This window comes from Nonomuraea roseola (assembly GCF_039535395.1).
Taxonomy (GTDB): Bacteria; Actinomycetota; Actinomycetes; order Streptosporangiales; family Streptosporangiaceae; genus Nonomuraea; species Nonomuraea roseola.
In genome coordinates this window covers 364,664-390,612 of record NZ_BAAAXC010000005.1, presented here as the reverse complement: position 1 = coordinate 390,612, position 25,949 = coordinate 364,664, and the positions used below count along the sequence as shown (strand labels likewise).

At 71.0% G+C, this 25,949-nt stretch carries 29 protein-coding genes and 1 pseudogene; 18 read left to right on the top strand and 12 right to left on the bottom strand.

Going from position 1 to position 25,949, the window contains the following annotated elements; genetic code table 11:
* Positions 1–76 precede the first annotated feature (76 nt).
* From ABFX55_RS03720 to ABFX55_RS03700, 5 genes are all read left to right on the top strand, one after another.
* Positions 77–553 carry a MarR family winged helix-turn-helix transcriptional regulator gene (locus ABFX55_RS03720; RefSeq protein WP_346117614.1) on the top strand — a complete coding sequence of 159 codons (477 nt, stop codon included), beginning with the start codon at positions 77–79 and terminating at the stop codon, positions 551–553.
* A 104-nt stretch (positions 554–657) separates the two neighbouring features.
* Positions 658–1,026 carry a DUF4180 domain-containing protein gene (locus ABFX55_RS03715; protein WP_346117612.1) on the top strand — a complete coding sequence of 123 codons (369 nt, stop codon included), beginning with the start codon at positions 658–660 and terminating at the stop codon, positions 1,024–1,026.
* A gap of 123 nt (positions 1,027–1,149) precedes the next feature.
* Positions 1,150–1,962 carry an aminoglycoside 3'-phosphotransferase gene (locus ABFX55_RS03710; protein WP_346117611.1) on the top strand — a complete coding sequence of 271 codons (813 nt, stop codon included), beginning with the start codon at positions 1,150–1,152 and terminating at the stop codon, positions 1,960–1,962.
* Positions 1,963–2,020: 58 nt separating this feature from the next.
* Complete coding sequence (locus ABFX55_RS03705; RefSeq protein ID WP_346117609.1) at positions 2,021–2,443, top strand: helix-turn-helix domain-containing protein; 423 nt, start codon at positions 2,021–2,023, stop codon at positions 2,441–2,443.
* Between the two features lie 34 nt (positions 2,444–2,477).
* Complete coding sequence (locus ABFX55_RS03700) at positions 2,478–3,263, top strand: GNAT family N-acetyltransferase (RefSeq protein WP_346117607.1); 786 nt, start codon at positions 2,478–2,480, stop codon at positions 3,261–3,263.
* Between the two features lie 43 nt (positions 3,264–3,306).
* Here ABFX55_RS03700 and ABFX55_RS03695 read toward each other — a convergent pair whose 3' ends face one another.
* On the bottom strand, positions 3,307–5,586 hold the full coding sequence (locus ABFX55_RS03695; RefSeq protein WP_346117605.1) for a HelD family protein: 2,280 nt from the start codon (positions 5,584–5,586) through the stop codon (positions 3,307–3,309).
* A 165-nt stretch (positions 5,587–5,751) separates the two neighbouring features.
* Positions 5,752–6,594: a LysR family transcriptional regulator gene (locus tag ABFX55_RS03690; RefSeq protein ID WP_346117603.1), complete on the bottom strand. Its 843-nt coding sequence runs from the start codon at positions 6,592–6,594 to the stop codon at positions 5,752–5,754.
* Between the two features lie 72 nt (positions 6,595–6,666).
* On the opposite strand from ABFX55_RS03690, the gene ABFX55_RS03685 reads away from it, so the two are divergent.
* Entirely contained in the window at positions 6,667–7,893 is a 1,227-nt protein-coding gene (locus tag ABFX55_RS03685; RefSeq protein ID WP_346117601.1) for an MFS transporter, read from the top strand.
* A gap of 125 nt (positions 7,894–8,018) precedes the next feature.
* Here the strand turns inward: ABFX55_RS03685 and ABFX55_RS03680 are convergent, their stop codons facing one another.
* Complete coding sequence (locus ABFX55_RS03680) at positions 8,019–8,642, bottom strand: maleylpyruvate isomerase family mycothiol-dependent enzyme (RefSeq protein ID WP_346117600.1); 624 nt, start codon at positions 8,640–8,642, stop codon at positions 8,019–8,021.
* 60 nt (positions 8,643–8,702) lie between these two features.
* On the opposite strand from ABFX55_RS03680, the gene ABFX55_RS03675 reads away from it, so the two are divergent.
* On the top strand, positions 8,703–9,686 hold the full coding sequence (locus ABFX55_RS03675) for a sigma-70 family RNA polymerase sigma factor (RefSeq protein WP_346117599.1): 984 nt from the start codon (positions 8,703–8,705) through the stop codon (positions 9,684–9,686).
* A gap of 75 nt (positions 9,687–9,761) precedes the next feature.
* Here the strand turns inward: ABFX55_RS03675 and ABFX55_RS03670 are convergent, their stop codons facing one another.
* Positions 9,762–11,114, bottom strand: coding sequence for an alpha/beta fold hydrolase (locus tag ABFX55_RS03670; protein WP_346117597.1), 1,353 nt, complete (start codon positions 11,112–11,114; stop codon positions 9,762–9,764).
* 2 nt (positions 11,115–11,116) lie between these two features.
* Positions 11,117–11,482, bottom strand: coding sequence for an ArsR/SmtB family transcription factor (locus tag ABFX55_RS03665; RefSeq protein WP_346117595.1), 366 nt, complete (start codon positions 11,480–11,482; stop codon positions 11,117–11,119).
* Positions 11,483–11,734: 252 nt separating this feature from the next.
* On the opposite strand from ABFX55_RS03665, the gene ABFX55_RS03660 reads away from it, so the two are divergent.
* Positions 11,735–12,145 (top strand): VOC family protein, encoded by a 411-nt coding sequence (locus tag ABFX55_RS03660; RefSeq protein ID WP_346117593.1) that lies wholly within the window; start codon positions 11,735–11,737, stop codon positions 12,143–12,145.
* A 52-nt stretch (positions 12,146–12,197) separates the two neighbouring features.
* Here ABFX55_RS03660 and ABFX55_RS03655 read toward each other — a convergent pair whose 3' ends face one another.
* Complete coding sequence (locus ABFX55_RS03655; protein WP_346117592.1) at positions 12,198–12,842, bottom strand: dihydrofolate reductase family protein; 645 nt, start codon at positions 12,840–12,842, stop codon at positions 12,198–12,200.
* A 181-nt stretch (positions 12,843–13,023) separates the two neighbouring features.
* Here ABFX55_RS03655 and ABFX55_RS03650 point away from each other — a divergent pair, with 181 nt between their 5' ends.
* Genes ABFX55_RS03650 through ABFX55_RS03640 form a run of 3 tightly spaced genes read left to right on the top strand, consistent with a single transcriptional unit; the run spans position 13,024 to position 14,979 of the window.
* Positions 13,024–13,392: a YciI family protein gene (locus tag ABFX55_RS03650; RefSeq protein WP_346117590.1), complete on the top strand. Its 369-nt coding sequence runs from the start codon at positions 13,024–13,026 to the stop codon at positions 13,390–13,392.
* A gap of 7 nt (positions 13,393–13,399) precedes the next feature.
* Positions 13,400–13,738, top strand: coding sequence for a YciI family protein (locus ABFX55_RS03645; RefSeq protein WP_346117588.1), 339 nt, complete (start codon positions 13,400–13,402; stop codon positions 13,736–13,738).
* On the top strand, positions 13,735–14,979 hold the full coding sequence (locus ABFX55_RS03640; protein ID WP_346117586.1) for an RNA polymerase sigma factor: 1,245 nt from the start codon (positions 13,735–13,737) through the stop codon (positions 14,977–14,979). Before ABFX55_RS03645 ends, ABFX55_RS03640 begins: the two co-directional genes overlap by 4 nt.
* Before the next feature lie 166 nt (positions 14,980–15,145).
* Here ABFX55_RS03640 and ABFX55_RS03635 read toward each other — a convergent pair whose 3' ends face one another.
* The 3 genes from ABFX55_RS03635 to ABFX55_RS03625 are packed head-to-tail and all read right to left on the bottom strand — an operon-like array spanning position 15,146 to position 17,858.
* On the bottom strand, positions 15,146–16,087 hold the full coding sequence (locus ABFX55_RS03635) for an ornithine cyclodeaminase family protein (protein WP_346117584.1): 942 nt from the start codon (positions 16,085–16,087) through the stop codon (positions 15,146–15,148).
* Entirely contained in the window at positions 16,084–17,217 is a 1,134-nt protein-coding gene (locus ABFX55_RS03630; RefSeq protein WP_346117582.1) for an aminotransferase class I/II-fold pyridoxal phosphate-dependent enzyme, read from the bottom strand. The genes ABFX55_RS03635 and ABFX55_RS03630 overlap by 4 nt, the downstream gene beginning before the upstream one ends.
* Positions 17,214–17,858: a helix-turn-helix transcriptional regulator gene (locus tag ABFX55_RS03625; protein ID WP_346117581.1), complete on the bottom strand. Its 645-nt coding sequence runs from the start codon at positions 17,856–17,858 to the stop codon at positions 17,214–17,216. Before ABFX55_RS03625 ends, ABFX55_RS03630 begins: the two co-directional genes overlap by 4 nt.
* 215 nt (positions 17,859–18,073) lie before the next feature.
* Between ABFX55_RS03625 and ABFX55_RS03620 the strand changes: the two genes are divergently transcribed.
* Positions 18,074–19,699, top strand: a complete 1,626-nt coding sequence (locus ABFX55_RS03620; RefSeq protein WP_346117579.1) for an FAD-dependent oxidoreductase — start codon at positions 18,074–18,076, stop codon at positions 19,697–19,699.
* Here ABFX55_RS03620 and ABFX55_RS03615 read toward each other — a convergent pair.
* Positions 19,696–19,923, bottom strand: a complete 228-nt coding sequence (locus tag ABFX55_RS03615; protein WP_346117577.1) for a hypothetical protein — start codon at positions 19,921–19,923, stop codon at positions 19,696–19,698. The two genes, ABFX55_RS03620 and ABFX55_RS03615, sit on opposite strands and share 4 nt — an antisense overlap.
* Before the next feature lie 112 nt (positions 19,924–20,035).
* Between ABFX55_RS03615 and ABFX55_RS49660 the strand changes: the two are divergent.
* Positions 20,036–20,818: pseudogene (locus ABFX55_RS49660) on the top strand (RNA polymerase sigma factor); the annotation flags it as partial.
* A 161-nt stretch (positions 20,819–20,979) separates the two neighbouring features.
* Here ABFX55_RS49660 and ABFX55_RS49655 read toward each other — a convergent pair.
* Positions 20,980–21,348 (bottom strand): DUF1801 domain-containing protein, encoded by a 369-nt coding sequence (locus tag ABFX55_RS49655; RefSeq protein ID WP_379479214.1) that lies wholly within the window; start codon positions 21,346–21,348, stop codon positions 20,980–20,982.
* Positions 21,349–21,405: 57 nt separating this feature from the next.
* Here ABFX55_RS49655 and ABFX55_RS03605 point away from each other — a divergent pair, with 57 nt between their 5' ends.
* The 4 genes from ABFX55_RS03605 to ABFX55_RS03590 all read left to right on the top strand — a co-directional run bounded on the left by ABFX55_RS03605 (position 21,406) and on the right by ABFX55_RS03590 (position 24,398).
* Positions 21,406–22,002 carry an ArsR/SmtB family transcription factor gene (locus tag ABFX55_RS03605; RefSeq protein ID WP_346117573.1) on the top strand — a complete coding sequence of 199 codons (597 nt, stop codon included), beginning with the start codon at positions 21,406–21,408 and terminating at the stop codon, positions 22,000–22,002.
* A 1-nt stretch (position 22,003) separates the two neighbouring features.
* Positions 22,004–22,714 carry an SRPBCC family protein gene (locus tag ABFX55_RS03600; RefSeq protein ID WP_346117571.1) on the top strand — a complete coding sequence of 237 codons (711 nt, stop codon included), beginning with the start codon at positions 22,004–22,006 and terminating at the stop codon, positions 22,712–22,714.
* 69 nt (positions 22,715–22,783) lie between these two features.
* The gene (locus ABFX55_RS03595) at positions 22,784–23,608 is read left to right on the top strand and encodes an alpha/beta fold hydrolase (protein ID WP_346117569.1); all 825 of its coding nucleotides are present in this window, start codon (positions 22,784–22,786) and stop codon (positions 23,606–23,608) included.
* A 28-nt stretch (positions 23,609–23,636) separates the two neighbouring features.
* Positions 23,637–24,398, top strand: coding sequence for an SDR family NAD(P)-dependent oxidoreductase (locus ABFX55_RS03590; protein ID WP_346117567.1), 762 nt, complete (start codon positions 23,637–23,639; stop codon positions 24,396–24,398).
* Between the two features lie 27 nt (positions 24,399–24,425).
* Here ABFX55_RS03590 and ABFX55_RS03585 read toward each other — a convergent pair whose 3' ends face one another.
* A complete protein-coding gene (locus ABFX55_RS03585; protein WP_346117566.1) occupies positions 24,426–24,773 on the bottom strand; it encodes an ArsR/SmtB family transcription factor in 348 nt (115 codons plus the stop codon).
* A gap of 91 nt (positions 24,774–24,864) precedes the next feature.
* Here ABFX55_RS03585 and ABFX55_RS03580 point away from each other — a divergent pair, with 91 nt between their 5' ends.
* Positions 24,865–25,863: a zinc-dependent alcohol dehydrogenase family protein gene (locus tag ABFX55_RS03580; protein WP_346117564.1), complete on the top strand. Its 999-nt coding sequence runs from the start codon at positions 24,865–24,867 to the stop codon at positions 25,861–25,863.
* The last annotated feature ends 86 nt before the right edge of the window (positions 25,864–25,949 follow it).

Sequence of the window (25,949 nt, the reverse complement as noted above, 5' to 3'; positions counted from 1 at the left end):
CTCAGACTAACACTTCGCCTTGAGCGAATATTTAACTGACCGTGTCTTTCCTGATAACCTTCTCAGGAAGCGAGAGGTGAGAGTGGACGACGAACGCGAAACCCTGATTCGCCAGATCAGCGAGACCCAACGCGGCCTCGGACGACTCCTGGCCCAGGACCGCTCACCCCTGTTCGACTCCAACCTCACCATGCGGCAGCTCAAAGTCGTCATCCTCCTGTCATGCGCAGGCTCCGCCTCAGGACAGGACCTCGCCGGCAACCTCGGCGTCGGCCTCGGCACCGTCACCGGCATCGTCGACAGGCTCGTCGGCCACGGCCTCGTCACCCGCAACGAGGACCCCCACGACCGGCGCGTACGGCGCGTCCAGCTCACCGACGCCGGCCGCGCCCTCGTCGAAGAGATCAACGACGCCGGACTACGCAACTACCGGCGCATCATGGAGCGGCTCGACCTCGACTCCCTGCGCTCCCTGGCCGACATCACCGCCAAGATCGCCGCCATCGCGGCCGAACTCCCCTTCCCCCGCCAGAACACCACCGCAGCCCACTGAACTTCCCCATCACTCCCTCAATGGCGTACTTTAGGGAACGTTGAAGGAATCAACGACCCACGAGGACCGCATGAAAACCACGAAACACAACCCACAGCCCCGCCATGCCTGACGAGATGCAGCAGCGAGCCGGCCTCCAGATCCTGATCTGCGACCCCGCCGGACCCCCGCTCACCACCCTCCAGGACGCCACAGACCTGATCGGCGCAGCCTTCCTCGGCGCCCAGATGATCGCCATCCCCGCCGACCGACTCGACCAGCGCTTCTTCACCCTCAGCACCCGCTTCGCCGGCGAGGTCATGCAGAAATTCGTCAACTACCGGCTACGCCTGGCCGTCATCGGCGACATCTCCCGCCACCTCGAAGCCAGCTCCGCCCTACGCGACCTCGTCCACGAGTCCAACCAGGCCGACCACATCTGGTTCCTGCCCGACCTCGACGCGCTCGACGCCCGGCTGCACGCCACAACCTGACGACACCCGCCACCCCCGGCCACAGGGGTGGGGCATGCGACGCACGCCCCGCATACGCCCTGCAAAAGCGCAGCCCGAAACCCGATAGCGCCGACGCCGCGACCCTGAAAAGATCCCGTCATCATGAGCGGCCCCCACACCTCCGAGATCCCCACCGGCCCCGTCACCGTCCCCCACATCGTCACCACCCTCGCCGGCGACGACACCATCACCCCCGTCTGGCGCAACGAACTCGGCGGCCTCACCTTCCGCCTCGAAAACCCGAACGGCACCACCCGATACGCCAAATGGGTCGCCACCGGCACCCCAGAGATCGACCTGCCCGCCGAAGCCCAACGCCTCGCCTGGGCACAGCGATGGGCCAGCGTCCCAGCCGTCATCGAACACGGCACCAACCCCGACGGCGCCTGGCTCCTCACCGCCGCCGTCCCCGGCCAATCAGCCGTCGAACCCCGATGGATCGCCGACCCCGCCACCGCCACCGCCGCCATCGGCCGAGGACTACGACTCCTCCACGACGCCCTGCCCGTCGACGACTGCCCCTTCGACTGGAGCGTCCAACGACGACTCACCCGCGCCGACGAACGCCTCGCCGACGGCGAAGGCCCAGCCGACTGGTTCCCCGAACACCGACACCTCGACCCCGAACACGCCCGCGCACGCCTCGCCGAACCACCCCCGATCGACCGCCTCGTCGTCTGCCACGGAGACGCCTGCGTCCCCAACACCCTGCTCCACCACGACGGCACCTTCGCCGCCCACGTCGACCTCGGCTCACTCGGCGTCGCCGACCGATGGGCCGACCTCGCCGTAGCGGCCTGGAGCACCGAAGAGGACTACGGCCCCGGCTACGACGGCATCCTCTACGACGCCTACGGAATCGACCCCGACCCCGAACGCATCGCCTACTACCGCCTGCTCTGGGACCTGGCCTAACCCGCCCTCACCCTTCCCCACACCACTACCTTAGGGAAGAAAAGGGAAGGACCACGCCATGCCAGAACAGCCCTACACCGTCGAACAAGTCGCCAACCTCCTCGGCCTCCACGTCAAAACCATCCGCGGCTACGTCCGCGACGGCCGACTCAAAGCCACCCGCATCGGCAAGCAATACCGCATCGCCCGCCACGACCTCGACACCTTCACCGGCACCCCCCTCCCCCCACCCGACGAAACCGCCATCCGCCACCGCCACACCGACGTCTCCACCACCATCCAGATCCACGCCATCAGCGCCCCCCACACCGACCGCCTCACCAACTGGATCATGGCCACCCTCAACACCACCCACGGCCTCCGCGTCCAGACCCGCTACGACACCGAACGCGCCACCCTCACCCTCATGATCCTCGGCGACCTCCCCACCACCACCGAACTCCTCAACGGCCTCCGCGACATCACCCAGGACCAACCATGACCACCCACGCCACCGCAGGAACCCCGGAACACCCATGAACCCCCACGACACCCTCGCCCTCTTCGACGACCAGATGCGCCGCCACGCCCAACCCGACGACGCCCACGCCACCCTCCACCTCACCGACGGCGTCCTCCGCCAGACCAGCACCCGCCAAGGCTGGAACGGCATCCTCTGGAGCGACCTCGACCACACCACCGCCGACACCGCCATCGCCAACCAGATCAGCCACTTCGCCGCACTCGGCCACGACTTCGAATGGAAGCTCTACGCCCACGACCAGCCCACCGACCTCGCCCAACGCCTCATCGCCGCAGGCGCCACCCCCGAACCCACCGAAACACTCATGGTCGCCGCCATCAGCGACCTGCCCACCACCACCCCGCCACCCGACGGCATCCACCTGCACCCCGTCACCGACCCCGCAGACGTCGACCTCATGATGCAGGTCCACCAGCAGGCCTTCGACACCACCGCCACCCACATCAAGCACCGCCTGCTCACCCAACTCGCCGAGGCACCCGACACCCTCGCCGCCGTCGTCGCCATGGCAGGCACCCGCCCCGTCAGCGCCGCCCGCCTCGACCTGCACCCCGGCACCCACTTCGCCAGCCTCTGGAGCGGCGGAACCGTACCCGACTGGCGCGGACGCGGCATCTACCGGGCCCTGGTCGCCTACCGCGCGCGCATCGCCGCCGCCCACGGCTACCGCTACCTGCAGGTCGACGCCTCTGACGACAGCCGCCCCATCCTGAGCCGCCTCGGCTTCACCGCGCTGACCACGACCACGCCGCACCTGTTTGTTGTCGAAGGTCTTTAGTCCACTTAGGGTGGGCGACCGAAGGTCGCCCCGCCAACCGCCTTTACAAAGTAGATTTCAAGCGTCGGAGAACTTCGGGAAGCCGATCGGGACAGAGCACGGTCAACCGCCTGGTCGCCCTCGTCACCGCCACGTACAGGTCCCTGGCCGACTGCCGCAGGATCCCCTCGGGGTCCACCACGACCACCGAGTCGAACTCCAGGCCCTTGCACTGGGTCACCGTCAGCACCACCACCGGCGCGTCGAGGTCGTCACCGCCGGGCACCAGCGCCGCCACCCGCGTGTGCACGGCGTCGGAGGTCACCACCCCGACCCTGCCCTCCCCGATCTCGCGCCTCTCCGCCTCCACCAGCAACGGCACCTGCTCGGGCCCGCCCCGTACGGCAAGCGGCGCCGCCCCGCCCCGCCGTACCGACTCGGGCGGTTCGAGGAGGGGGTCGACGGCGTGCAGCACGTCGGCGGCCACCTCCATGATCTCCACCGGTGTGCGGTAGTTGACCAGCAGCCGCTCCTCCCGCCAGCGACCGGCCAGGTAGGGCTCCAGCATCTCGGCCCACGATCGCGCCCCGGCCGCCGAGCCGGTCTGCGCCACATCGCCCACCACCGTCAGCGACAGGGCCGGGACCCTGCGCATCACCACCCGCCAGGCCATCGGCGACAGCTCCTGGGCCTCGTCCACGATCACGTGCCCGTAGGCCCACGTGCGGTCGGCCGCCGCCCTGTCGGCCGTCGTCAGGGCCGCACCATCGTCGTCGTGCCTGTCGGCCAGCGCCGACGCCACCATCACGCCCTCCTCGGCCAGGCCGGTGGAGACCAGCACCTCACCGGCGTACAGCTCGGCCTCCCGCCTGGCCTCACCCGCTCTGCGCGCCGCCACCCTGCTCGCCGAGTCGTCCTCGCCCAGCAACTCGGCCGCCTCGTCCAGCAGCGGCACGTCGCCGACCGTCCACGGCGCGCTCGCCGGCCGTACCATCGCCCGCCAGTCGAGGTCGCCCGCCACGGCGGCCAGCGTCTCGGGGCTGGACAGCAGCTCTGAGACCAGGCGCTGCGGCGTCAGCTCCGGCCACAGCGCCTCCAGCGCCGCGCGCACCTCGGGCAGATCCCAAAGCCGCTCGGCCTCGTAGGCCAGCTCCTGCTCGGTGTAGGGCTCCTGCCTGCCGGGCAGCTCCTTCTCCAGCGCCGCCACCGCCTCTGCCGGCAGGAAGTTCTCCAGCGCGAGCGAGTCATCCAGGCTCACCAGCAGGTCGCGCGCCAGCTCCCGCAGCATCTCGGTGACGAACAGCTTGCGGGCCATGTTGTGCGGCAGCCGTACCGCCCTGGCCCTGTCCCTGACGCGCGCGCACGTCTCGTGCGCGACCCTCGCCACGCCCCCGTCGACCTCGATCTCCAGGTCGCCCTCCGGCACCCGCTGCCGCCGCCGTACGGCCTGCGCCACCACCCCGGCCATCCGCGCGTCGCCCTTGACCACCGCGGCGGCCGGCGGGTCGGCCGCGACGGCCCGCACACCGGGATACAGCTCCCCCACCGTGGCCATCACCACCTGCGTCTCGCCCAGCGCAGGCAGTACCTGCTCGATGTAGCGCAGGAACATCGTGTTGGGCCCGACGACCAGCACGCCGCGCCGCTCCAGCGTGTCGCGGTGCGCGTACAGCAGGTAGGCCGCGCGGTGCAGCGCCGCCACCGTCTTGCCCGTGCCGGGGCCGCCCTGCACCACCAGCGCCCCCTGCAGGTCCGAGCGGATCACCCGGTCCTGCTCGGTCTGGATGGTGGCCACCACGTCACTCATGCGCCCGGTACGGCCCCGCCGCAGCGCCGCCATCAACGCCGCCTCGCCGACGAGGGAGCGCCTGTCGCTCTCGCTCATCCGCTCCAGGTCGAAGACCTCGTCGTCGAGGCCGATGACGGTGCGCTCCCTCAGATGCAGGTGACGGCGGCGCACCAGCGTGCCGGGATCGCCCGGCGTGGCCACGTAGAACGGCCTGGCGGCAGGGGCCCGCCAGTCGATCAGCACCGACTCGTGCTCGTCGTCGCGCAGCCCGATGCGGCCGATGTAGGTGGTGACGCCGTCGGCGTCGTCGATCCTGCCGAAGCACAGGCCGCGCTCGACGCCCGACAACTGCGCCAGCCTGCGCCACTGCTCGGCGGCGGCCACCTCCCGCTCGACTCTCCCCTGCACGTTGGCGACCGCGCCGCCGCGCCCGAAGACCTCGCCCAGCGCCTGCTCAGCCCGCCGTCTGGCCAGGTCGAGACGGTCGTAGAGCATGGTGACGCGCGCCTGCTCGGTCCTGATGGCCTCGGCAACCCCATCTTGACGAATCGACATGTGATTGATACCATCCGACTGTGGAGGTTTAGCAGCCTCTTTTTGGCGTGCCTAAGTTTTCCACTCTAGCATCGCCGGTCATCGCGCGCCCCCTTTCCGGGTCCGTGCCATTTCTCGCTTTCGCTGACCTTCCTGGGCAGCGCCGACAGCGTCTCCGCGGGCAGCTCAGATCATCCGCCGCAGGGCGGTCTCCACGGCGTCGATGAGCGCATCACCTTCGGTACCGGGGCGGCGGGCAAGGCCGAGTTCGACGTCCGGCAGAGCAGGCAACGCGGCCGCTTCGTGGCAGGCCATGGCAGGCTCGAGGGTGGCGGGTATGAGCGCCCCGACCCCGAGCCCGGCCCGCAGCGCGGCGAGCACTCCGGCGAGACTGTTGCTTTCGAACGCCACCCGCCAGCGCCGCCCGGTGCCTTCCAGCGCTTCCAGCACCGACGTTCGCCAGGCACACGTGTTCGAGAACAGCACCACCGGCAGCGGATCGGCGTCAACGGCGACACCCTGCCCGACCGCCCAGACCAGCGGCAGACGCACCGTCCAGCGCGGCGGCCAGGGAAGATCGGGGACCTCGTCGAGCACGAGCTGGACACGGCCCGTGTCGTAGGCCTCCTGCATCGTCGCGTTGGAAAGACTGAGCACCTCCAGCGTCGCGTCGGGGTGCAGCCGCGCGAGGTCGGCGAGTGCCTGAGAAAGGCGGGAAGCGGCGAGATCTTCGAGGAGTCCCACGCCGCAATGCCCGGTGAGCGCACGTCCCGTTTCGGTGAGCGCCTGGGCCGACAACGCGAGAATGCGCTCGGCGTAGGGCAGCAGCTCCTCGCCCGCCCTGGTCAGCGAGACGCCGGACGGCGCCCGGTGCAGCAGCGGACTGCCGACGGCCCTCTCGAGCTTGCGCAAGTGCTGGCTGAGCGCGGGCTGGGTACGGCCCAGCGCGGCCGCCGCACGGCTGATGCTGCCCGCTCGCACGGCGGTGACGAACGACCGCAGCAATGCGGTCTCGAGATCACGTGCCATAAGTATTCATTATGCCCGGTCCAACGAATTGACGACTTCCTATGGCAAAGAGGATGATTTACCGTCAAAACGGTGATCAGATTCCGACAGGTGCTCGCGGTGCCGGGGATGACGCCACTGCTGGGCATTTCGCTGCTCGCTCGTGCCGCGATCACGGCAGACGCGATGGCGCTGACGATGTACGTCGTGCTTGCCCTCGACATGAGTTACGCGGCGGCGGGAGCCGTGGCGGCGACGCTCACCGCCGGTGTCGCGCTGGGCGGGCCGCTGCTGGGCCGGATGATCGACCGGCGGGGCCTGCGTACCGTGCTGCTGGCCACGGTCGCGCCGCAGATCGTGTTCTGGCTCACCGTGCCCGTACAGCCGTACGTGATCTTGCTGGGCGCCTCCTTCGCCGCCGGTCTGCTGATGGTGCCAATCCAATCGGTCACCAGGCAGGCGATCACCGCGATGACGACGACAGGGCAGCGGCGGGCGGCGTTCGCGCTGGAGTCGGTGGCGGGCGAACTGTCGTACATGGTGGGCCCTGCGGTGGTGATCCTTTGCGCGGCGAAGATGTCCCCCGGCGTGGTGGCATGGGGAGTGGGCGCCGCGATCGTCGCCGGCAGGGCAGGAATCGCCCTGCTCAACCCGCCGATGCGGGCCGAGGACGAGGCGGACGGCGACGCAGCAGCCCGGCCCCGGCGCCGGGAGTGGCTGGGAGCGCGCATGGTCGCCGTTCTGACGATGGGGTTCGGCGTCGCGATGCTGCTCAGCGGCATCGACCTGGCCATCGTCGCCACTCTCCAAGAAGCCGGTCAGCTCTCGTGGGCCGCCATGGTCGTCGCCGTGTTCGGGGTGACGTCCGTCGTAGGCGGTCTGGTGTACGGAGCGCTGCCCCGGCCGATGCCCACCTGGCTGCTGCTCGGCGTGCTCGGGCTGGTGACGATTCCGGCCGGACTTGCCCATGACTGGCCTTGGCTGTGTGTGGCCGTCATCGGTGCCGGACTGCTCACCGCACCGACCCTCTCCACGGTCTCCGACGCGGTGAGCCGGCTGACGCCGGCCGGTGTGCGAGGTGAGGCGAGCGGCCTGCAGGCCTCGGCGGCGAGCGCGGGCTTCGCGCTCGGCGCCCCGGTCGTGGGGGTGGCGATCGACGCGTCCGTGCCGGCGGGCGGCTTCGCGGCAGCCGGCCTGGCCGGCCTGCTCGCCGCCCTGACGGGATACCTGCTCTCGCGCCGGTCACCCGCCGCCGCACCGTCTCCGTCGTCCTCATCGCAGGCACACGAGCCCCGCGACGCCGTCGCACCGGCCCCATGACGTCAGCCCGGTACGGCTATGGGCGTCCGGCGCCGGCGACAAGCGCGGTGCGGCCACGGGAGCCCAAGGGGCGTGGGCCGGGCCGCCATCCAGACAAGGGACGGCCGCCAGGTGTGCGGATGCCGTCAGCGTTCGCGCAGGATCGCCACGCCGTCGCCCGACAGCTCGTCGTGGTAGCCGGCGCGCCCGGTCATCGCCATGATCAACGCCAGCGTCGAACCGGTCACCGCGGGCCCGGAGCCGCAGGCGAACGGCCCGTCGTCGGCGGCCAGCCGCAGGCCGCGCACCCGCCCCTTGGCCAGGACGACCTGGTCGGAGCCCACGTAGTACTCGGCCAGGTGGGTGAGCGTGGCGATCGGGTAGTCGCGGCGAATACCCAGGGGGCGGCGGATGTCCTCGCCGTGGACCACCGTCTCGCCCAGCATGGCCACGACGGGCAGTGGCGGCTTGGTCCTGCTCGTCACGGCCCCGCGGAACCTCTCCAGCGTCTCGGTCGGTGACACCCCCAGCTGCTCGGCCAGCCGCGTCACCACCTGCCGGTCGAAGTCGAACCGGCAGCGCACCACGCCCGCCAGCCACCGCACGGGGCTGAGGCGGGCGCCCGCGGTCAGGTGGGCCAGCACCTCGCACACGGTCAGGCCCTCGCAGAGGGACGGCGTCGCCCACTGCCCGTCCGTCAGCGTCGCGAGATCGGCGGCCAGAGCCGCCCGCTCGGCGTGGATCAGCGCCCAAAGCCCGGAATCTGTCATGTCAGAGCACCTCCAGTCGTTGACAGGTAGGACTGCGGCCATGAGGCAGAATCGTCGCCTGTGACGGAGAACACCGATCTGGTGCAGGCCCGAGCCGGGAACGACGCGGCGTTCACCCGCCTCGTCCAACCGCTCCAGCGCGAGCTGCACGCCCACTGCTACCGCATGCTCGGCTCCTTCCACGACGCCGACGACGCCCTGCAGGAGGCGCTCCTCCGGGCCTGGCGCGGACTGCCCCGCTTCGAGGGCCGCTCGACCCTGCGCTCCTGGCTCTACACGGTGGCCACCCGAACGTGCCTGGACCTGGTGAAGACCCGCGACAGGCGCGCCCTTCCCGTCGACCTCGGCCCGTCGAGCGACCACGCGGTGCTCGACGCCGCTCCGGTGACCGAGCAGCCCTGGCTGGGCCCGTACCACGACGTCGGGCTGGACTACGAGCAGCGTGAGGCCGTCGAGCTCGCCTTCGTCGCGGCCCTGCAGCACCTGCCGGGCAACCAGCGTGCCGCCCTGCTGTTGTTCGACGTGCTGGGATTCTCGGCCGCCGAGATCGCCGCCATGATGGACGCCTCCACCACCTCCGTGAACTCCGCCCTGGCCCGGGCCCGCAGGGTCGTCGCCGACCGGGTCCCCGGCCCCAGTCAGCAGCCGAACCTGCGGACGCTCGGCGACGCCCGCGTCAGGGAGTTGGTCACGGGCTTCGCCACCGCGCTCGAGCGCGGCGACGCCGACACTCTGGTGGCGCTGCTCACCGCCGACGTCACCTGGTCGATGCCGCCTCTGGCGCAGTGGTACGGCGGGCTGCCGGCGGTCACCGACTTCACGGTCGAGATCCCGCTGACCCGGTGCCCCAGCTGGCGCCATCTGCCCACCACCGCCAACGGCCAGCCCGCCGTGGCCTTCTACCTGGGCGGATCCGCCGAAGGACCGCACGAGGCCTGGTCGATCACCGTGTTCGGGCTGCGCGGGGAGCTGATCGCCGAGATCACCTCGTTCCTCGGCCCCGGCCACTTCCCGTCCTTCGGCCTGCCCGCCGAGCTCCCCTGACCGCGGCGGCCCCAGCCGTCGGGGTCGATCGTGTTCAGGTGCCTGAGCAGCGTCCCAGGGCCTGGGCGGAGATCGTCAGCCGAGCAGGAAAGCGCGTGCTTGTTCGGCGACCGCTTCCGGCGCCATCCAGAACGCGGAATGATCGTGGTCAGGCAGAGTCAGCACGGTGACGTTCGGCAGGATCGCGGCCAGCGCGTCGGCGCCCGCGCGGATGAAGGCCTCGCCGTTGCCTCCGACGGCCACCGCGATCGGCGCGTCGATCGACCAGCGGTCCGTGGGCAGCGCCTTGCCGTCCTGGAGTCCGCGGAGGATCCGGCCGTCGTAGGCGTAGGTGTGGGCGTACCTGGCCATGGCGTCCCAGGAAGGGTCCTGCTTCATCGCTGGGAGGTACTCGGCCGGGACACCGATCATCTCGGTCATGAAGTACTCGACGGCCTCGCTGCGCCTGCCCGCCGCGACCAATGCCTCCTGGTGTTCGACGTAGCCGGCGGGCGCCGGAGACCGGGAGTCGTCGACGATGAACGGCGGCTCATAGAGATAGAGCCCTGTCACCTTGCCGCCCAGCGCGCCGGCCGCGTCCATGGCGAGCCCGCAGCCACCAGATCCGCTGGCCAGTGCCGCGGAGCCGCCTGCGACATCGATCAGTGCGGCGATGTCGTCGATCTCACGCGCCGGGTCGTAGGGCTGCGGGTCACCGCTGGCACCGCGCCCGCGGCGGTCGAAGCTGATCACGGTGAAGTGTTCGGACAACGCCTTGGCCACGCCTGCGACCCCGGTGTGGTCCTCGGCGACATTGCTGATCACGATGATCGCGGGACCCGAACCAGCCTTCTCGTAGGCGATCGTGGTGCCGTCGGCGGAGGTGACGGTAAGAAGATCGGACATGATCGTTTGTCCTTCGGTCGATGGTGCATCGGTGTGGTCGCCGGGCGGAGCATCCAGCAGGCTGCCGAGCCGGTCGAGAGCCTCGGCGTACCCTTCGGCCATCTGGAGCTCGACTGCCCGCTGCAGTGCCTGGCCGTCGGGAAAGCTCGCCGCGACTTGGACGGTGCAGCCGGTACCGGATGAGGCGAAGGTGACGGCGGTCGGGAAGGTGCCCGTGCCGTCGGACTGCCATGCCTCGTCGGCGAATGCGTCGTCGTAGGCCAACTCGGCGCGGGCGACGACCACCTTGTAGGTGGCGACGCTGCGGACCGGGGCCGCCGATCCGTCTACCGGCGCGATCTGGAACCGCCAGCGTCCGCCCGGCCGCACGTCCATCTCGTACACGGTCGCGGCCCAGCCCTGCGGACCCCACCAGCGACTGATCGCCTCGGCGTCCGTCCACGCCCACCAAACACGGTCGACGCCGGCGACGTAGGTGCGGCGGATGTGGATGGTGTTGCCGGACTTGTCGATCACGATGCCGTCCGCGGTGTGTTCGGGCATGCTCAAGCTCCTTTCCGATTCGCCTCGTCGGGTACACGGTCGTCGTCTTCGAGGAAGGAGCCGAGGCGATCCATCCGCTCCGACCACAGGACGGCGAATCCCTGCACCCAGTCGCTCAGCTCGCGCATCGATGCGGAGTGCAGCCGGTAGATCCGCTGCTGGGCCCGTTTGGTGACCTCGACCACGCCCGCCTCGGCGAGCAGCCGCAGATGCCGGGACACCTGCGGCTGGCCCAGGCCCAGCGCGTCGACGATGCCACCCACCGACTGCGGGCCGTCCCTGAGCAACTCGACGATCCGGAACCGGTTCGGCTCCGAGATCGCCGTCAATCGCTGTTGCACGCTGTTGACCACACCGCGAACATACATGAGCGTGTATATACACGCAAGTACATGTATCGAGCGGTCGGTGGAGCTGCTACGCCGTGGCGATCTCAGTGTCACCGAGGTACGCCTCGCTGGGCGCCTACAGCACCCGCATCACCGAGCCGGCCGGTGCGCCGCCCAGCGTCTACCGGCGCGCGTGACGGCGGGGACGCCGCAGCGCGTGGCGAAACAGGTGAACGGACCGATCAAGGAATCGCATGGCTCTGGTCACCGAGCGCAACTAGCGTGACCGCCATGGACATCACCATTCACACGACCTTCCTCCCTCATGACGACCCGGACGCCTCCCTGGCCTTCTGGCGAGACGCCCTCGGCTTCGAGGTCCGCAACGACGTGGGAAGCGGCAAGATGCGCTGGATCACGGTCGGCCCCGCCGGCCGGCCCGGCACGTCCATCCTCCTCGGGCCGCCGGCCGCCGACCCCGGCATCACCGAGGACGAGCGCCGCACCATCGTCGAGATGATGGCCAAGGGCACCTACGGCTGGATCGTCCTGGCCACCACCGACGTCGATGGCGCCTTCGAGCGGCTGGCGGCCGGCGACGCCGAGGTCGTCCAGGAGCCGACCGAACAGCCGTACGGGGTACGCGACTGCGTCTTCCGTGATCCCGCCGGAAACCTGATCCGCATCCAAGAGCTCCGCTGAGCCGTCCGGCGATCTCATCGCGGTAGGTGCGTGCGATCGTGCGGGGTCGTGGTCACCGTCTCCAGAACAGCAGGTGGGTTACTCCGCTGGGGCTCGGTACCGTGTCAAGGTGGAAGCGGTCGAGCAGGTCGGTGTGGCTGTCCCACAGTCGTTCGCCTCGGCCGAGGTCGACGGGCGCGACGGCGATGTGCATCGTGTCGACCAGGTCGGCCTCGATGAACTCGCGGACGGTGGCCACTCCGCCGCCGAGGCGCACGTCCCGGCCGTCGGCGGCCTGCTTCGCGCGTGCCAGCGCCTCGGCTGGTGCCGCGTCGAGGAAATGGAAGGTGGTGTCGGCCAGGGTGAAGGACGGGCGTTCGTGGTGGGTGAGCACGAAGACCGGCGTGTGGAACGGCGGGGTCTCTCCCCACCATCCCCGCCACTCGTGGTTCTCCCAGGGGCCACGCTGGGGGCCGAACTTGTTACGCCCCATGATCTCCGCACCGATGTTGCGGGTGTGGTCGCGGGTCAGGTAGTCGTCCAGGCCGCGGGTGCCGCCGGGGTCGGTGCGATTCACCCAGCTGGCGGTGGCGCCCGCCCACGACCACAGGGGGCCGGGGTCTGCGTGGCCGAAGGGCCGCTCCAAACTCTGCCCCTCACCGGTGCCGAACCCGTCCTGCGACACGTTGAAGCACTGCACCCTCAACAGCTGCGACATGCGTCCTCCTTGGGACTGACAAGCAACTTCTGACGGAACGCCCAGGCCAGGCGCCCCTTTGGGGAGGTAGTCGAAACAGTGGGGAGATTCTTGCGGTCGGTACCGCAAGAACGCGGCACCGGCGTCGACTCCATGGTGAACGGCGCCTCAGGGGTGCCGCCCGACCATCGAAGGAGACGACATGAAGTTCTTGTTGATCATGCACAACAACCCGCAGATCTGGGATGCGCTGACCGAGGAGGAGCGCAATGAGGTGATGAGGGGTCACGGCGCGTTCATGGAGACCGTCAAGAAGTCCGGGGAGATGATCAGCACCGTCGCGCTGGCCGACCCGTCGCAGAGCGCCGTGGTCAAGGTCCGGGGCGGCGTCCCGGCGGTGACGGACGGGCCCTACCTCGAGGCCAAGGAGTACCTCGGCGGCTACTACCTGGTGGAGTGCGACAGCAGGGAACGTGCTCTGGAGTTGGCCGCGCTCATCCCGGACGCCGGCGTCGCGGGCCTGGGCATCGAGGTCCGGCCCGTGGTCCACGTGGACACGGCAGACGACTGAGCACGCGGTGAAGTTCCTGCTGAATCTCTACCTGAACGCGGCGGACCCACCGGGGCAAGGGTCTGACCATGAGGACTTCCTGGCAGCCGCCGGGCAGGCAGGGGAACTGATCAGTGCCCACGCCTTCGCCGATCCTTCCATCAGCGCCGCCATACGGGTCAGGCGCGGCGTGGTGACGGTGACCGACGGCCCGTACCTACAGACCTCGGATCATGTCGCCTGCCAGTACGTGGTGGACTGCGAGAGCCGGGAGCGTGCCGTCGAACTGGCCACCCTGCTATCGAGCGGTCAGACCTGCGGCGTGGAGGTACGGCCACTGATGGACTCGGCCGGGATGGAGATGTGAGCGCGTCCGAACGCCTCGAGGACCTGCTGCGTGAACTGGCGCCGCAGGTCCTCAGCGTGCTCCTGCACAGGTACGGCGGGTTCGAGGAGTGCGAGGACGCGGTCCAGGAGGCGTTGCTCGCGGCCGCGACGCAGTGGCCCGCCGAGGGCGTCCCGGAAAGCCCGCGGTCCTGGCTGGTGACCGTCGCCTCCCGCCGCCTGATCGACCAGGTACGCAGCGAGCAGGCCCGCCGCCGAAGGGAGGCCACCGCGGCGGTACGGGAGGCGCCGGACGCCGGCCTCGCGCCGGCCCCCGGCAGCGAAGGCCCCCGCGACCACGACGACACCCTCACGCTGCTGTTCCTGTGCTGCCACCCGGCGCTGACGCCCGCCTCCCAGGTGGCGCTCACACTGCGGGCCGTCGGCGGCCTCACCACCGCCGAGGTGGCGCGGGCATTCCTCATGCCGGAGGCCACCATGGCGCCGCGGATCAGCCGCGCCAAGCAACGGATCAAAGCCGTCGGCGCCTCATTCGAGATGCCGAGCGCCCAGGAGTGGGCCGACCGGCTGGACGCCGTCCTGCACGTGCTCTACCTGATCTTCAACGAGGGCTACACCGCCAGCTCAGGACCCGACCTGCACCGCGGCGAGCTCACCACAGAGGCGATCCGGCTCACCCGGATGGTGCACAGGTCCTTGCCGGATGACGGTGAAGTCGCCGGTCTTCTGTCGCTGATGCTGCTGACCGACGCCCGCCGCGCGGCCCGCACCGGCCCGGACGGCGCCCTCGTGCCACTGGCCGAGCAGGACAGGAACCTGTGGGACGCCGCCATGATCGAAGAGGGCACCGCGCTGGTCACCGACGGCATGTCCGCCTCACCCCTCGGCCCTTACCAGCTCCAGGCGGCGATCGCCGCGCTGCACGTCCAGGCGCCGCGGGCCGCGGACACCGACTGGGAACAGATCCGCATCCTGTACGGAATCCTCACTCGGATCGCGCCGAACCCGATGGTCACGCTCAATCACGCCGTCGCGGTCGCGATGACCCGCGGGCCCCAGGCCGGGCTCGAACTGCTGGAAAGCCTGGACGGCGACCCCCGGGTCGCCCGTCACCACCGTCTCCACGCCGTGCGCGCCCACCTGCAGGAGCTGGCCGGCGAGTACGCCGCCGCACGGGAGAACTACCGGCTGGCGGCCCGGCGTACCACGAGCCTTCCCGAACAGCGCTACCTGCGGGACAGAGCAGGCGAGCTGGACCGATGACAGCCGGCGGATGCTCCACGAAAGCGCCGCCCTAGCCGCCGAGATCCTCCCCCTCGACGTCGAAGACCATCTGCCCGCCGGCCGTGCCCCCGTCCTGCCCCGCAGGCACGCCCGGAGTCATACTGCTTCCCGGTCGACCAGACCCGTTCCTCGCGGCGGCTCCGGGTCAGGCGCCGGCGGCGCGCAGCAGCGCGGAGGCGAGCGCCGCGTCGAGCGCGCCGACGCCGGTGAGATCGGCCACCGTGATGGCCGTCGCGGACCTTTGCATCTGGCGCAAAAGCAGGGCTCCGGCCGCGATGTCGCAGTCCTGCGCCACCGCCCCCGCCCGTACCGCACGGCCGAAGTCCCCGTGGTGCAGGCACTGGTCGTGGTCGTCGGTCGCGATCGTCTCCGCACGGCGGAAGAGCGCCGGCGGCAGCTCGTTCTTGTGCGGCATGTCGGCGCCGATGCCGGTGACGTGCGCGCCGGGTCTGACCGCATCGGCCTCCAGCACCGGCGCGGTGGCGGGGGTGGTGGTGACGACGATGTCGGCGCCCGCGGCCTCCTCGGCGCCGGCCGGTTCGGCGTCGAGACCGTGCCCGCCCAGCCACTCGCACAACGCGGCCGCCTTGCGCTCGCTCCTGCCGCAGACCAGGACTTTGGTCAGGGGGCGCAGCATGGCCAGCCACCGCACCTGCAGCCTGGCCTGCTCGCCGGTGCCGAAGACGCCGAGCATGGCGGCCTCGGGCCTGGACATGGCATGCGTGATCAGGGCGCCCGCGGCGGCGGTGCGCCAGGCCGTCAGCCATCCACGGTCGTCGAGGACGGCGCGCACCTGGCCGGTGCGCGCGCTGAGCACGCATACCAGGCCGCTGTTCGTCGGCATGCCCAGCGCGGAATTGCGGTAGAAACCGGAGGCGATCTTGACGGTGAAGTCGTCTCCTCCGGCGATCCAGCCCGCCTTGACATGGCAGTCCCCCTCGGCCTCGGGGAACTCCATGTGCAGCGGCGGGGGCACGGTGGTGCGGCCCTCGGCGTGGGCGATGAGCGCGGCCCTGACGGTGTCGAGGACGACCCGCGGGCGCGCCGCCGCCTCGAGCTCCTCCAGCCCGAGCACGGGGACGGTCACCGGCGGCCTCGCAGCCACGCGGCGAAGGCGTCCAGGGCGGGCCCGGGGTCGCGGCGCCCGACACCGATGCGGAAGCGGTCGCCGGGTGTGGGCGTGAGCTCCGAACGGTAGATGCTCGCGGGAAGTAGCAGGACCCCTGCCTGCTCGACGAGCTCGGCGCAGAACCGCTCCACCCCGTCCGTGCCCAGGTAGCGGGGGTAGGCGACGCAGCCGCCGTCAGGCGCCCGCCACTCGAACAGCTCCCCGAACCCGGCGAAGAACGCGTCGAACGCGGGCAGGTTGGCGGCGATGACGGCGCGGTTGCGGTCCAGGATGCGATCGCGGGCCTTGACGGCGATCCTGGCCAGCACCTCGGACGGCGCCGCGTTGCAGATGGTCGTGTAGTGCTTGGCGCGTTCCAGTCGCGAGCGCACCTCCCTGTCGCGGCAGGCGATCCAGCCGAGCCTCAGCCCGGGCAGCCCCAGCGACTTGGAGGTCACGTTCAGCGACAGCGCCAGCTCCGACAGCTCCGCCGCCTGCGGCAGCGTGCGGGACGGATCGAGTTCCAGGCCGCGGTAGACCTCGTCGCTGAACAGGTGGATTCCGCGCTCGTCGCACAGCTGTGCCAGGCGGGCGAAGTCGGCCGCGTCGACGAGCGTTCCCGTCGGATTGTTGGGGAAGTTGACCGACAGCACGCGGGTGTTGGGGCGCAGCGCCGCGACGACCCGCTCCAGGTCCAGCGCCCAGTCCTTGTCCGGGTCCAGGGGCACGCCGCTGACCTCGCACAGCGACAGCGGGACGGTCTCGGCCGACTGGTAGTTGGGTGTGACGACCACGGCGTGGTCGGCCGGTCCGAGCAGGACGTGCATGGCCAGGTAGAGGGCCTCCTGGGCGCCGGTGAAGCAGATCACGTCGTCGGCGTCGACGTGGGCGTAGGTCTCGGCGATCGCCTGCCGGAGCGCGGGATCACCGAAGGTCTCGGTGTAGCCGAACGACAGCGTCTCCCAGGCACGCAGGTCCCCCGGGTCGGCCAGCGCAAGCAGCTCGGGCATGGTCATGGTCTGGGCGTCGGAGGCCGTCAGGTGGTGGCGGGCGGTGAACTCCCAGCGGGAGAAGTACGTCTCCAGCCGGAAGTCGGGCAGTCGGGTCACGAGTCGTTCCTCTGGGCTTTGAGCTCGGCGAGCAGGGCGTACAGGGTGGAGCGCGACACCTTGAGCGCGCCGGCGACGACCGGGGCGGCCCGCCGTACGGCGAACACTCCGGCCTGGTCGAGTTCGGTGAGGACGGCGAGCCGGTCCTCGCGTCCGAGACGGTCGACGGGGCGGCCGCGTTCGCGCACGAACGAGCCGACGACCTGGTGCACCCGCTCGGTCCAGTCCTGCTCGAACAGCGCTTCGGGGCGGGGCTGCGAGGGCGCGGCGAACCCGGCCAGCACGGCGGCCGCCTGCTCCAGCGGGGTGCGATCGAGGTTGACGCACAGCACGGCCGAGGGCCGTCCCTCCGCGTCCCTCAGCACCGCGCTGACCGAGGAGAGTCGCCGGCCGTCGGACAGCAGCTTCTGGTAGGGGCCGTAGACGTCGTGCGCCGACGGGTCCAGCCGGCCCAGCTCGCCCAGCAGCGACGGGTCGCCGGGCTCGCGCCTGCTCATCGGGTTCCACACGCCCAGCACGCGGTCGCTCGCGACGTCGTGCAGCACGACCTCGGCGTACGGTCCGAGCAGCAGGGCGATCGCCTGGCACACCGGCGACCAGGCCCGCACCCGCGGGTCCGCGCCGTCCGCTGTCGTCTCCATGGCTGGACTATACGTCCAGATTGGAAATCAAGTCCAGTCGGAGCTGAAGGAGGGCCGTGTCCCGGCGATCAGGGGGAACACCCGTCCGGTGGCGGGCACCAGCCACCCGGGCCGAGACGGAAGCTCGATCACGCTCGGAGAATTTGCCATTTTGGCAAGGAACTTTGCCCACTGACGGGTCCTCGGCCGACCATCTGCGGTGAATGGAGGCACACATGAACGCACAGACAGAACAGACAGGTGACGAGCGGCGCTACGACGTCGTGGTGGTAGGCGGTGGCGCCGCAGGGCTCAGCGGCGCGCTCACCCTGGCCAGAGCGCGCCGCACGGTCCTGGTGATCGACGCGGGACAGCCGCGCAACGCCCCGGCGGGGCACGTCCACGGCTACCTGGCGCGCGAGGGCGTCTCCCCCGCCGACCTGCTGGCCGCGGGCCGCGCGGAGGTGAGCGGCTACGGCGGTCAGATCGTCCGGGGCAGCGTCGTGGCGGCCGAGCGCGCGAGCGACGGCTTCCGAGTGCGGCTCGACGACGGCTCCTCCGTCGTGGCCGGCAGGCTGCTGGTGACCACCGGGCTGGTCGACGAGCTGCCCGACGTGCGGGGCCTGGCCGAACGCTGGGGCCGCGAGGTGCTGCACTGCCCCTACTGCCACGGCTGGGAGGTGCGCGACCAGGCCATCGGAGTCCTGGCCGACGGGCCGTTCGCCGTCCACCAGGCGTTGCTGTGGCGGCAGTGGAGCAGCGACGTGACCCTCTTCCTGCACACACAGGACGGCCTCGGCGACGACGAACGCGAGCAACTGGCCGCGAGGGACATCAGCGTGGTGGAGGGGCCGGTCGCGGCACTGGAGGTGAGCGACGACAGGCTCACCGGCGTCCGCCTGGCTGACGGCAGGGTGCTCCCGTGCGAGGCCGTCGTCGTGGCGCCGCGCCTCACCGCCCGTACCGACGTGCTGACCGGCCTCGGCCTGGAACCCACCGACCAGGAGATGGGCGGCCACGTGGTGGGCAGCTCCATCGCCGCCGACCCCTCGGGGGCCACAGCGGTGCAGGGGGTGTGGGTGGCGGGCAACGTGGCCAACCTGACCGAGCAGGTCATCGGCGCGGCGGGCGCGGGAGTGCGCGCGGGCGCGGCAATCAACGCCGACCTGATCGACGAGGAGACCCGCCAGGCCGTCGCCTCCCGCCGCCACCGCTCCCACCACCGCGCCCACGACCAGCGGGACGTCACCGAGCAGGAGTTCTGGGACAGCCGCTACGCCGGGAGCGACAGGATCTGGAGCGGCAACCCCAACGTCGCCCTCGTGCGCGAGGCCGCGGACCTGGAGCCCGGCACCGCTCTCGACCTGGGCTGCGGCGAGGGCGGCGACGCCGTCTGGCTCGCCGCGAGGGGCTGGCGCGTGACGGCCACCGACATCTCCCGCGTCGCCCTCGAGCGCGCCGCCGCGCACGCGAAGCAGGCCGGGGTCGCCGACCGGATCGACTGGCAGCAACACGACCTCGGCGCGTCCTTCCCCGAGGGCTCCTTCGACCTCGTCTCCGCGCACTTCCTGCACTCGCCCGGCGACATGCCGCGCGAGAAGATCCTCAGGTTCGCCGCCGCGGCGGTCGCGCCGGGCGGCGTGCTCCTGATCGTCGGGCACGCCGGCTTCCCCTCGTGGGAGCCGGAGCCGCACCCGGCGGTGCACCTCCCCACCCCGCAGGAGGTCCTGGAGTCGCTGGAGCTGCCCGAAGGACAGTGGGAGGTCCAGCGCTGCGAGGAGTACGAGCGCGAGCAGACCTCCCCCGACGGCCGTCCAGGCACCCGCCTCGACAACATCCTCAGAGTCAGGCGGACGGCCTAGCCTGCGCGCCTCGCGCGCCCTCGGGCGGCGCAGCAGGCGGCCCAGCGGATCGCCGAAGGGCCGTGGCGCTCACCCGAGCCGAGCAGCACGCCGACGCGGGCCTGGCCGGTTCCCGAGCGCTCGACGCAGTGCCGTACCAGCAGGTTGGTGACGCCCGGGACCAGGCCGACCGCGGCTGGCCGCACGCCCGATAGGACCATCGGCGCCCTTGTCCACCAACTCACCACGCGAGCCTGTCGAAACAGGCGCCCGACCTCGACGCCGCCCTCGACTGGGCTCGCAGGGCCACGCTGGCCTCCACCCTGCCCATCGAAGTCCGGCCGCTGCACGACTGAGATGTCGCAACTCGAAGGCGTCTTCCGCGAGGAGTACGGCCGCGCCGTCGCCGTCCTGGTCCGTGCCTTCGGCGACATCGACCTGGCCGAGGACGCCGTCCAGGACGCCTTCGCCGAGGCCACGAAGCGATGGCCGGCGGCGGGAACGCCGCCGAGCCCCGCGGGCTGGATCATCACCACCGCCCGCAACAGGGCCATCGACAGACTGCGCCGTGAGTCCTCACGCGACGAGCGCCACGCCCAGGCCGCCCTCATGGCGGCCACCGACGAAACAGACCAGGTGGAGGGGCCCGTGCGCGACGACAGGCTCCGCCTGATCTTCACCTGCTGCCACCCCTCGCTGGCCACCGCCGCCCAGGTCGCGCCGACCCTGCGCCTGCTGGGCGGCCTGACCACCGCCGAGATCGCCAGGGCCTTCCTCGTGCCCGAACCCACGATGGCCCAGCGGCTGGTCCGAGCCAAGGGCAAGATCCGCGACGCGCGCGTCCCCTATCGGATCCCGCGCGAGGCCGACCTGCCCGACCGGCTGCGCGCGGTGCTGTCGGTGCTCTACCTCATCTTCAACGAGGGATACGCCGCCGGCGCGGGAGACCGGCTGGTGCGCGAGGAGCTGTGCGCCGAGGCCATCCGGCTGGGCCGCCTGCTGGCCGAGCTCATGCCCGACGAGCCGGAGGTGTGGGGGCTGCTGGCCCTCATGCTCCTGCTGCAGTCGCGCCGCGCCGCCCGCACCACGCCCGACGGACGGCTGGTGCCGCTGGCCGAGCAGGACAGAGCCACGCCATCCGCGCCGACCTGCTGCGCCGCACGGGCCGCGACGCCGAGGCGCTGCGGGCGTACACGGCGGCGATCGAGCTCACCGCCAACGCCGCCGAGCGCGCCTTCCTGCGCACCAGGGCCGCGGCCGTCGCCCGATAGCCGACGGGGGCCGCCTGCGGTGGACGGGCCTCACTCCGGCATGTCGCACTGGTGCGCGATCGCCTCGCGCACCAGGCCGGCGACCGCCCCTGCCTGCCGCATCGCCGCATCGGCCGGCACCTCGCGCAGGTGGCGGCCCGACCCGAACAGGAGGTCGTGGGGATCCTCCAGCAGCGCGCCCTTGTGGAAGATCAGCTTCACCCCCTTCTTCGTCGCCGCGATGCCGCACAACCAGTGGTGCCAGTTCCCCTCGACGGTGAACGTCAGCCGCCCCCACTTGATGGACTGCTCCAGCCGGGGGTCGGCCTCCCGAACCACCTGGTCGAGCTCCTCCACCTGGCCACGCAGCGGCGCGTCCAGGCCGTCGAGCCACTCGCGAACGTCCCGTGTCTCGGCCATGCGCCCATCGTCGCACGCGTCCTTGACAAGAAAAGTTGTCGGTGAGAGAGTGGAGCCATGTTCGACGTGACGGTGATCGAGGACCCGGCAGCCGCCGAGGCATCGCTGGACCCGATCAGGGCCAGGATCCTGGCCGAGCTCTCCCAGCCCGGCTCGGCCACCATGCTGGCCGCCAAGGTCGGCCTGCCCCGGCAGAAAATCAACTACCACCTCAAGACCCTCGAACGGCACGGCCTGGTCGAGCTCGTCGAGGAACGCAGGAAGGGCAACGTCACCGAGCGCGTCATGCGCGCCACCGCCTCCTCCTACGTCATCTCCCCCCGCGCCATGGCAGGCGTCGCACCAGACCCCAGCCGCGCCCCCGACCGGCTGTCGGCCCGCTGGCTGCTGGCCATCGCCGCCAGACTCGTCAGCGACGTCGGCACCCTCATCACCGGCGCGGCCAAGGCCCGCAAACGCGTCGCCACCTTCGCCATCGACGGCCAGGTCCGCTTCGCCAGCGCCGCCGACCGCGCCGCGTTCGCCGAGGAGCTCGCCACCGCCGTCACCACCCTCGTCGGCAAGTACCACGACGACACCGCCGAAGGCGGCCGCACCCACCGCGTCATCCTCGCCGTCCACCCCACCGTCGACCCCGACACCCAGGAGTCATGACATGTCGCACGAGTTCGAGCTCCACCACGAACTCTCCGTCGAGGCGAGCCCCGAGCAGGTCTGGGAGGCCATCGCCACAGGACCCGGCATCGACTCCTGGTTCATGGGCCGCACCCAGGTCGAAGAGGGCGTCATCCGCACCGCCTTCGGCGGCTACACCCCCGAGAACACCGTCACCGCCTGGGAGCCTGGCAAGCGACTGGCCGCCACCAGCGAGCCCGCCGACGACGGCCGCTTCGTCGCCTACGAGTTCCTCATCGAGGGCCGCGCCGCCAGCAGCACCGTCGTCCGCGTCGTCACCAGCGGCTTCCTGCCAGGCGACGACTGGGAGACCGAGTTCGAGGCCATGAGCACAGGACTGGCCCTGTTCTACGCCACCCTCGCCGAATACCTCACGCACTTCGCCGGCCGTACGGCCGTCCCCGTCACCGCCCACGGACCAGCGGACTTCGACGACCTGCGCACCGCCCTCGGGCGGCCCGCCACCGGCGACACCCTCACCCTCACCCCGCCAGGACAGCGGCCGACCGAAGGCGTCGTCTACTTCACCAACTCCCAGACCGTCGGCATCCGCACCCGCGACGCGATGTACCGCTTCGTCAACGGATTCGGCGGCGGCACCTTCGCCCAGCACCACCTGTTCACCCCCGGCGCCGACCCCGACGAGGCCGACCGCGCCTGGACGGGCTGGCTGGCCGACCACACCTCCTGACCCACCCCTCCTGCGCGCGGGCGCCCCCGCGCGCAGGAGCACTTCCCCCACCCTTCCCGGGAGCCCTCCATGAACAAGGTCATGTCCGCCGACGGCACCGCCATCGCCTACGACCGCAGGGGCAGCGGCCCCGCGCTCATCCTCGTCGACGGCGCCATGTGCTGGCGCGCCCAAGGCCCCAGCGGCCCCCTCGCCGACCTGCTCGAACAACACTTCACCGTCTACACCTACGACCGCAGGGGCAGGGGCGAAAGCCACGACGCCACCACCTACCAGGTCGAGCGCGAGATCGAGGACCTGCGCGCCCTCATCGAGGAGGCCGGCGGCGCCGCGCACGTCTACGGCATCTCCTCCGGCGCCGCCCTCGCCCTCGAAGCCGCCAACGCCGGCCTCCCCATCTCCAGCCTCGCGCTCTACGAGCCGCCCTTCATCGTCGACGGCACCCGCCCACCCGCCCCGGCCGACCTCCTCACCCGGACACAGACGCTCCTGGCCTCGGGAAAGCGCGGCGACGCCGTCAAACTCTTCATGACCAAGGGCGTCAACCTGCCCGGCCTCGTGGTCGCGCTGATGCGCTTCATGCCGGCCTGGAGCAAGCTCAAGAGCGTCGCCCACACCCTGGCCTACGACCTCACCATCATGGGCGAGCGCCAGCTCGGCCACCCGCTCCCCACCGACCGCTGGACCGCCCTCACCATGCCGGCCCTGGTCGCCGACGGCGCCAAGAGCCCCACCTGGATCCGCAACGGAGCCAGGCAGCTGGCCGACGTCCTGCCGGGCGCCGAACACCGCACGCTCCCCGGCCAGACCCACATGGTCAAGCCCGAGGCGCTCGCCCCCGTCCTGACCGCCTTCTTCTCCGGCCACGACGTCCCGCCCCACCCGGCAGCGTGATCCTCCGCGCCTGGTATTTTGTCGGGTCGTGTCTGACTACCTGCGCGAACTCTTCTCCCTCAGCGGACGCACCGCCCTGGTCACCGGCGGCAGCTCCGGCATCGGCTACGCCATCGCCGAGGCCCTCGGCAGGGCGGGAGCCGACGTGGTCATCGCCGCCCGCAGGGAGAAGGAACTCAGGCAGGCCGCCGACCGGCTGCGCTCCCACGGCGTACGCGCCTCATGGATCAGCGCCGACCTCGGCCGGCGCGCCGACCTCGAGCGGGTCATCGCCGAGGCGGGCGACATCGACATCCTCGTCAACGACGCGGCCAACAACATCCGCAAACCCATGGCGCAGCTCACCGAAGACGACTACGAGCAGACGATCGCCGTCAACCTGACCGCGCCGTACCTGCTCGGCCAGCACTTCTGCCCCCTGATGGCCGCCCGGGGCTGGGGCAGGGTCATCAACATCGGCTCCCAGCAGACCATCAGCGCCTTCGGCGACAGCGGCGTGTACGGCGCCGCCAAGGCCGCCATCGCAGGGCTCACCCGCTCGCAGGCCGAGGCGTGGTCCCGCCACGGCGTGCTGATCAACACGATCATCCCCGGGTTCGTGCTCACCCCGCTCACCGAGCCCGCCCAGTCCATCCCCGGAAGAGTCGAGGAGCTCGCCGCCCGCCACATGGTCGGGCGCAACGGCGTGCCGGCCGACTTCGGAGGGGCCGCGGTCTTCCTGGCCAGCGACGCTTCCGCCTTCGTCACGGGCCAGCTGCTCTTCGTCGATGGCGGCTTCTCGGTTCACTGACGGGGGTCCTGAACCCGCCCAGGCCCTTTACAAAGTAGATCTGGTCGGGACGGCCGGGCCCACCCCTCGCGCCTGAGAGGTGGTGAGGGCGTCGAGCAGGCCGGGGAAGGCCTCGTCCATCTCGGCGCGGCGGAGCGCGTTCATCCGCGAGGTCCCCACGTAGTACTGCCGGATCAGGCCCGCCTCGCGCAGCACCTTGAAGTGGTGGGTGGCGGTGGACTTGCTGACCCGCATGTCGAAGCCCCCGCACTTGATGTCCTCAACGGCCGCCTCGAGCTGCGTGACGATGCTGCGGCGCACCGGATCGACGAGGGCCTCCAGTATCCGCTGGAGGTCGAACTGCGGCACCTCGGGGTGCGGAGGCGTACGTCCCATGAGCCAATAGTACGACACCCATCAAAGTTTGACAGCCATCGTACTTTTAGCCGACAGTGGAGCGCGTTGACGACGAGCGAAGGACGGCGCCATGGCAAGGACTGTGCGGTTCCACGAGATCGGCGGGCCCGAAGTGATGCGGCTGGAGGATCTGGAGACCGGCGAGCCGGGACCGGGCGAGGTGCGCATCAGGGTGGAGGCGATCGGGGTCAACAGGGCTGAGGCGCTGTTCCGGCGCGGTGAGTACATCGAGCAGGTGAAGCGCTTCCCCGCCAGGCTCGGCGCCGAGGCGGCAGGGGTGGTCGAGGCCGTCGGCCCCGGCGTGACCGGGTTCGAGGAGGGGCAGGCGGTCAGCAGCGTGCCCGCGTTCTCGCAGAACGACTACGGCGTCTACGCCGAGCAGGCGATCGTCCCCGCGGCCGCACTTCTGCACCGGCCCGACGGCGTGGACGCGGTGTCCGGTGCCGCCGTGTGGATGCCCTACCTCACCGCGTACGGCGCGCTGGTGGAGGTGGGCGGGATGCGACCGGGCGATGTGGTGGCGCTGAACGCCGCCTCCAGCAGCGTCGGCCTGGCCGCGATCCACACCGCGAACCGGGTGGGCGCCACACCGATCGCCATCACCCGCACCAGCGAGAAGAAGGAGCGGTTGCTCAAGGAGGGCGCGGCCGAGGTGATCGTCTCCGACGAGGAGGACGTAGCCGCCAGGCTGCTGGACCTGACCGGCGGCAAGGGGGTGGAGTACGTCTTCGACGCCGTCGCGGGGCCGGGCGTGACCGACCTGGCGCGGGTGGTGGCTCCCGGTGGCACGCACTTCCTGTACGGCGGGCTGAGCGGGCAGCCGACGCCCTACCCGGGATTCACCCTCGGCATGCCCGCCCTCAACATGCGCACCTACACGGTGCTGGAGACCACGAAGGACCCTGTGCGGCTACGCCGGGCGGCGGCGTTCGTCGCCTCGGGCCTGCGCAACGGGGCCTTCCGCCCGGTGGTGGACCGACTGTTCCCGCTGGAGGAGATCGTGCAGGCGCACCAGCACATGGAGTCCAACACCCAGTTCGGCAAGATCGTGGTCACCGCCGCTCGCTGACCGCAGCGCGGAAGACGGCCGGGGTCTGGCGAGAGCGTCGTCGCTCTCGCCGCCCGGCCCCACGCTGCCGTACGGCTCCTCGCCCG

Coding starts and splice junctions, on each gene's coding strand:
- ABFX55_RS03715 (WP_346117612.1), top strand. CDS start 658: ATGCCTGACGAGATGCAGCAGCGAGCCGGCCTCCAGATCCTGATCTGC.
- ABFX55_RS03710 (WP_346117611.1), top strand. CDS start 1,150: ATGAGCGGCCCCCACACCTCCGAGATCCCCACCGGCCCCGTCACCGTC.
- ABFX55_RS03705 (WP_346117609.1), top strand. CDS start 2,021: ATGCCAGAACAGCCCTACACCGTCGAACAAGTCGCCAACCTCCTCGGC.
- ABFX55_RS03700 (WP_346117607.1), top strand. CDS start 2,478: ATGAACCCCCACGACACCCTCGCCCTCTTCGACGACCAGATGCGCCGC.
- ABFX55_RS03695 (WP_346117605.1), bottom strand. CDS start 5,586: ATGTCGATTCGTCAAGATGGGGTTGCCGAGGCCATCAGGACCGAGCAG.
- ABFX55_RS03690 (WP_346117603.1), bottom strand. CDS start 6,594: ATGGCACGTGATCTCGAGACCGCATTGCTGCGGTCGTTCGTCACCGCC.
- ABFX55_RS03680 (WP_346117600.1), bottom strand. CDS start 8,642: ATGACAGATTCCGGGCTTTGGGCGCTGATCCACGCCGAGCGGGCGGCT.
- ABFX55_RS03670 (WP_346117597.1), bottom strand. CDS start 11,114: ATGCCCGAACACACCGCGGACGGCATCGTGATCGACAAGTCCGGCAAC.
- ABFX55_RS03665 (WP_346117595.1), bottom strand. CDS start 11,482: ATGTATGTTCGCGGTGTGGTCAACAGCGTGCAACAGCGATTGACGGCG.
- ABFX55_RS03660 (WP_346117593.1), top strand. CDS start 11,735: ATGGACATCACCATTCACACGACCTTCCTCCCTCATGACGACCCGGAC.
- ABFX55_RS03655 (WP_346117592.1), bottom strand. CDS start 12,842: ATGTCGCAGCTGTTGAGGGTGCAGTGCTTCAACGTGTCGCAGGACGGG.
- ABFX55_RS03650 (WP_346117590.1), top strand. CDS start 13,024: ATGAAGTTCTTGTTGATCATGCACAACAACCCGCAGATCTGGGATGCG.
- ABFX55_RS03625 (WP_346117581.1), bottom strand. CDS start 17,858: ATGGAGACGACAGCGGACGGCGCGGACCCGCGGGTGCGGGCCTGGTCG.
- ABFX55_RS03620 (WP_346117579.1), top strand. CDS start 18,074: ATGAACGCACAGACAGAACAGACAGGTGACGAGCGGCGCTACGACGTC.
- ABFX55_RS49655 (WP_379479214.1), bottom strand. CDS start 21,348: ATGGCCGAGACACGGGACGTTCGCGAGTGGCTCGACGGCCTGGACGCG.
- ABFX55_RS03605 (WP_346117573.1), top strand. CDS start 21,406: ATGTTCGACGTGACGGTGATCGAGGACCCGGCAGCCGCCGAGGCATCG.
- ABFX55_RS03600 (WP_346117571.1), top strand. CDS start 22,004: ATGTCGCACGAGTTCGAGCTCCACCACGAACTCTCCGTCGAGGCGAGC.
- ABFX55_RS03595 (WP_346117569.1), top strand. CDS start 22,784: ATGAACAAGGTCATGTCCGCCGACGGCACCGCCATCGCCTACGACCGC.
- ABFX55_RS03585 (WP_346117566.1), bottom strand. CDS start 24,773: ATGGGACGTACGCCTCCGCACCCCGAGGTGCCGCAGTTCGACCTCCAG.
- ABFX55_RS03580 (WP_346117564.1), top strand. CDS start 24,865: ATGGCAAGGACTGTGCGGTTCCACGAGATCGGCGGGCCCGAAGTGATG.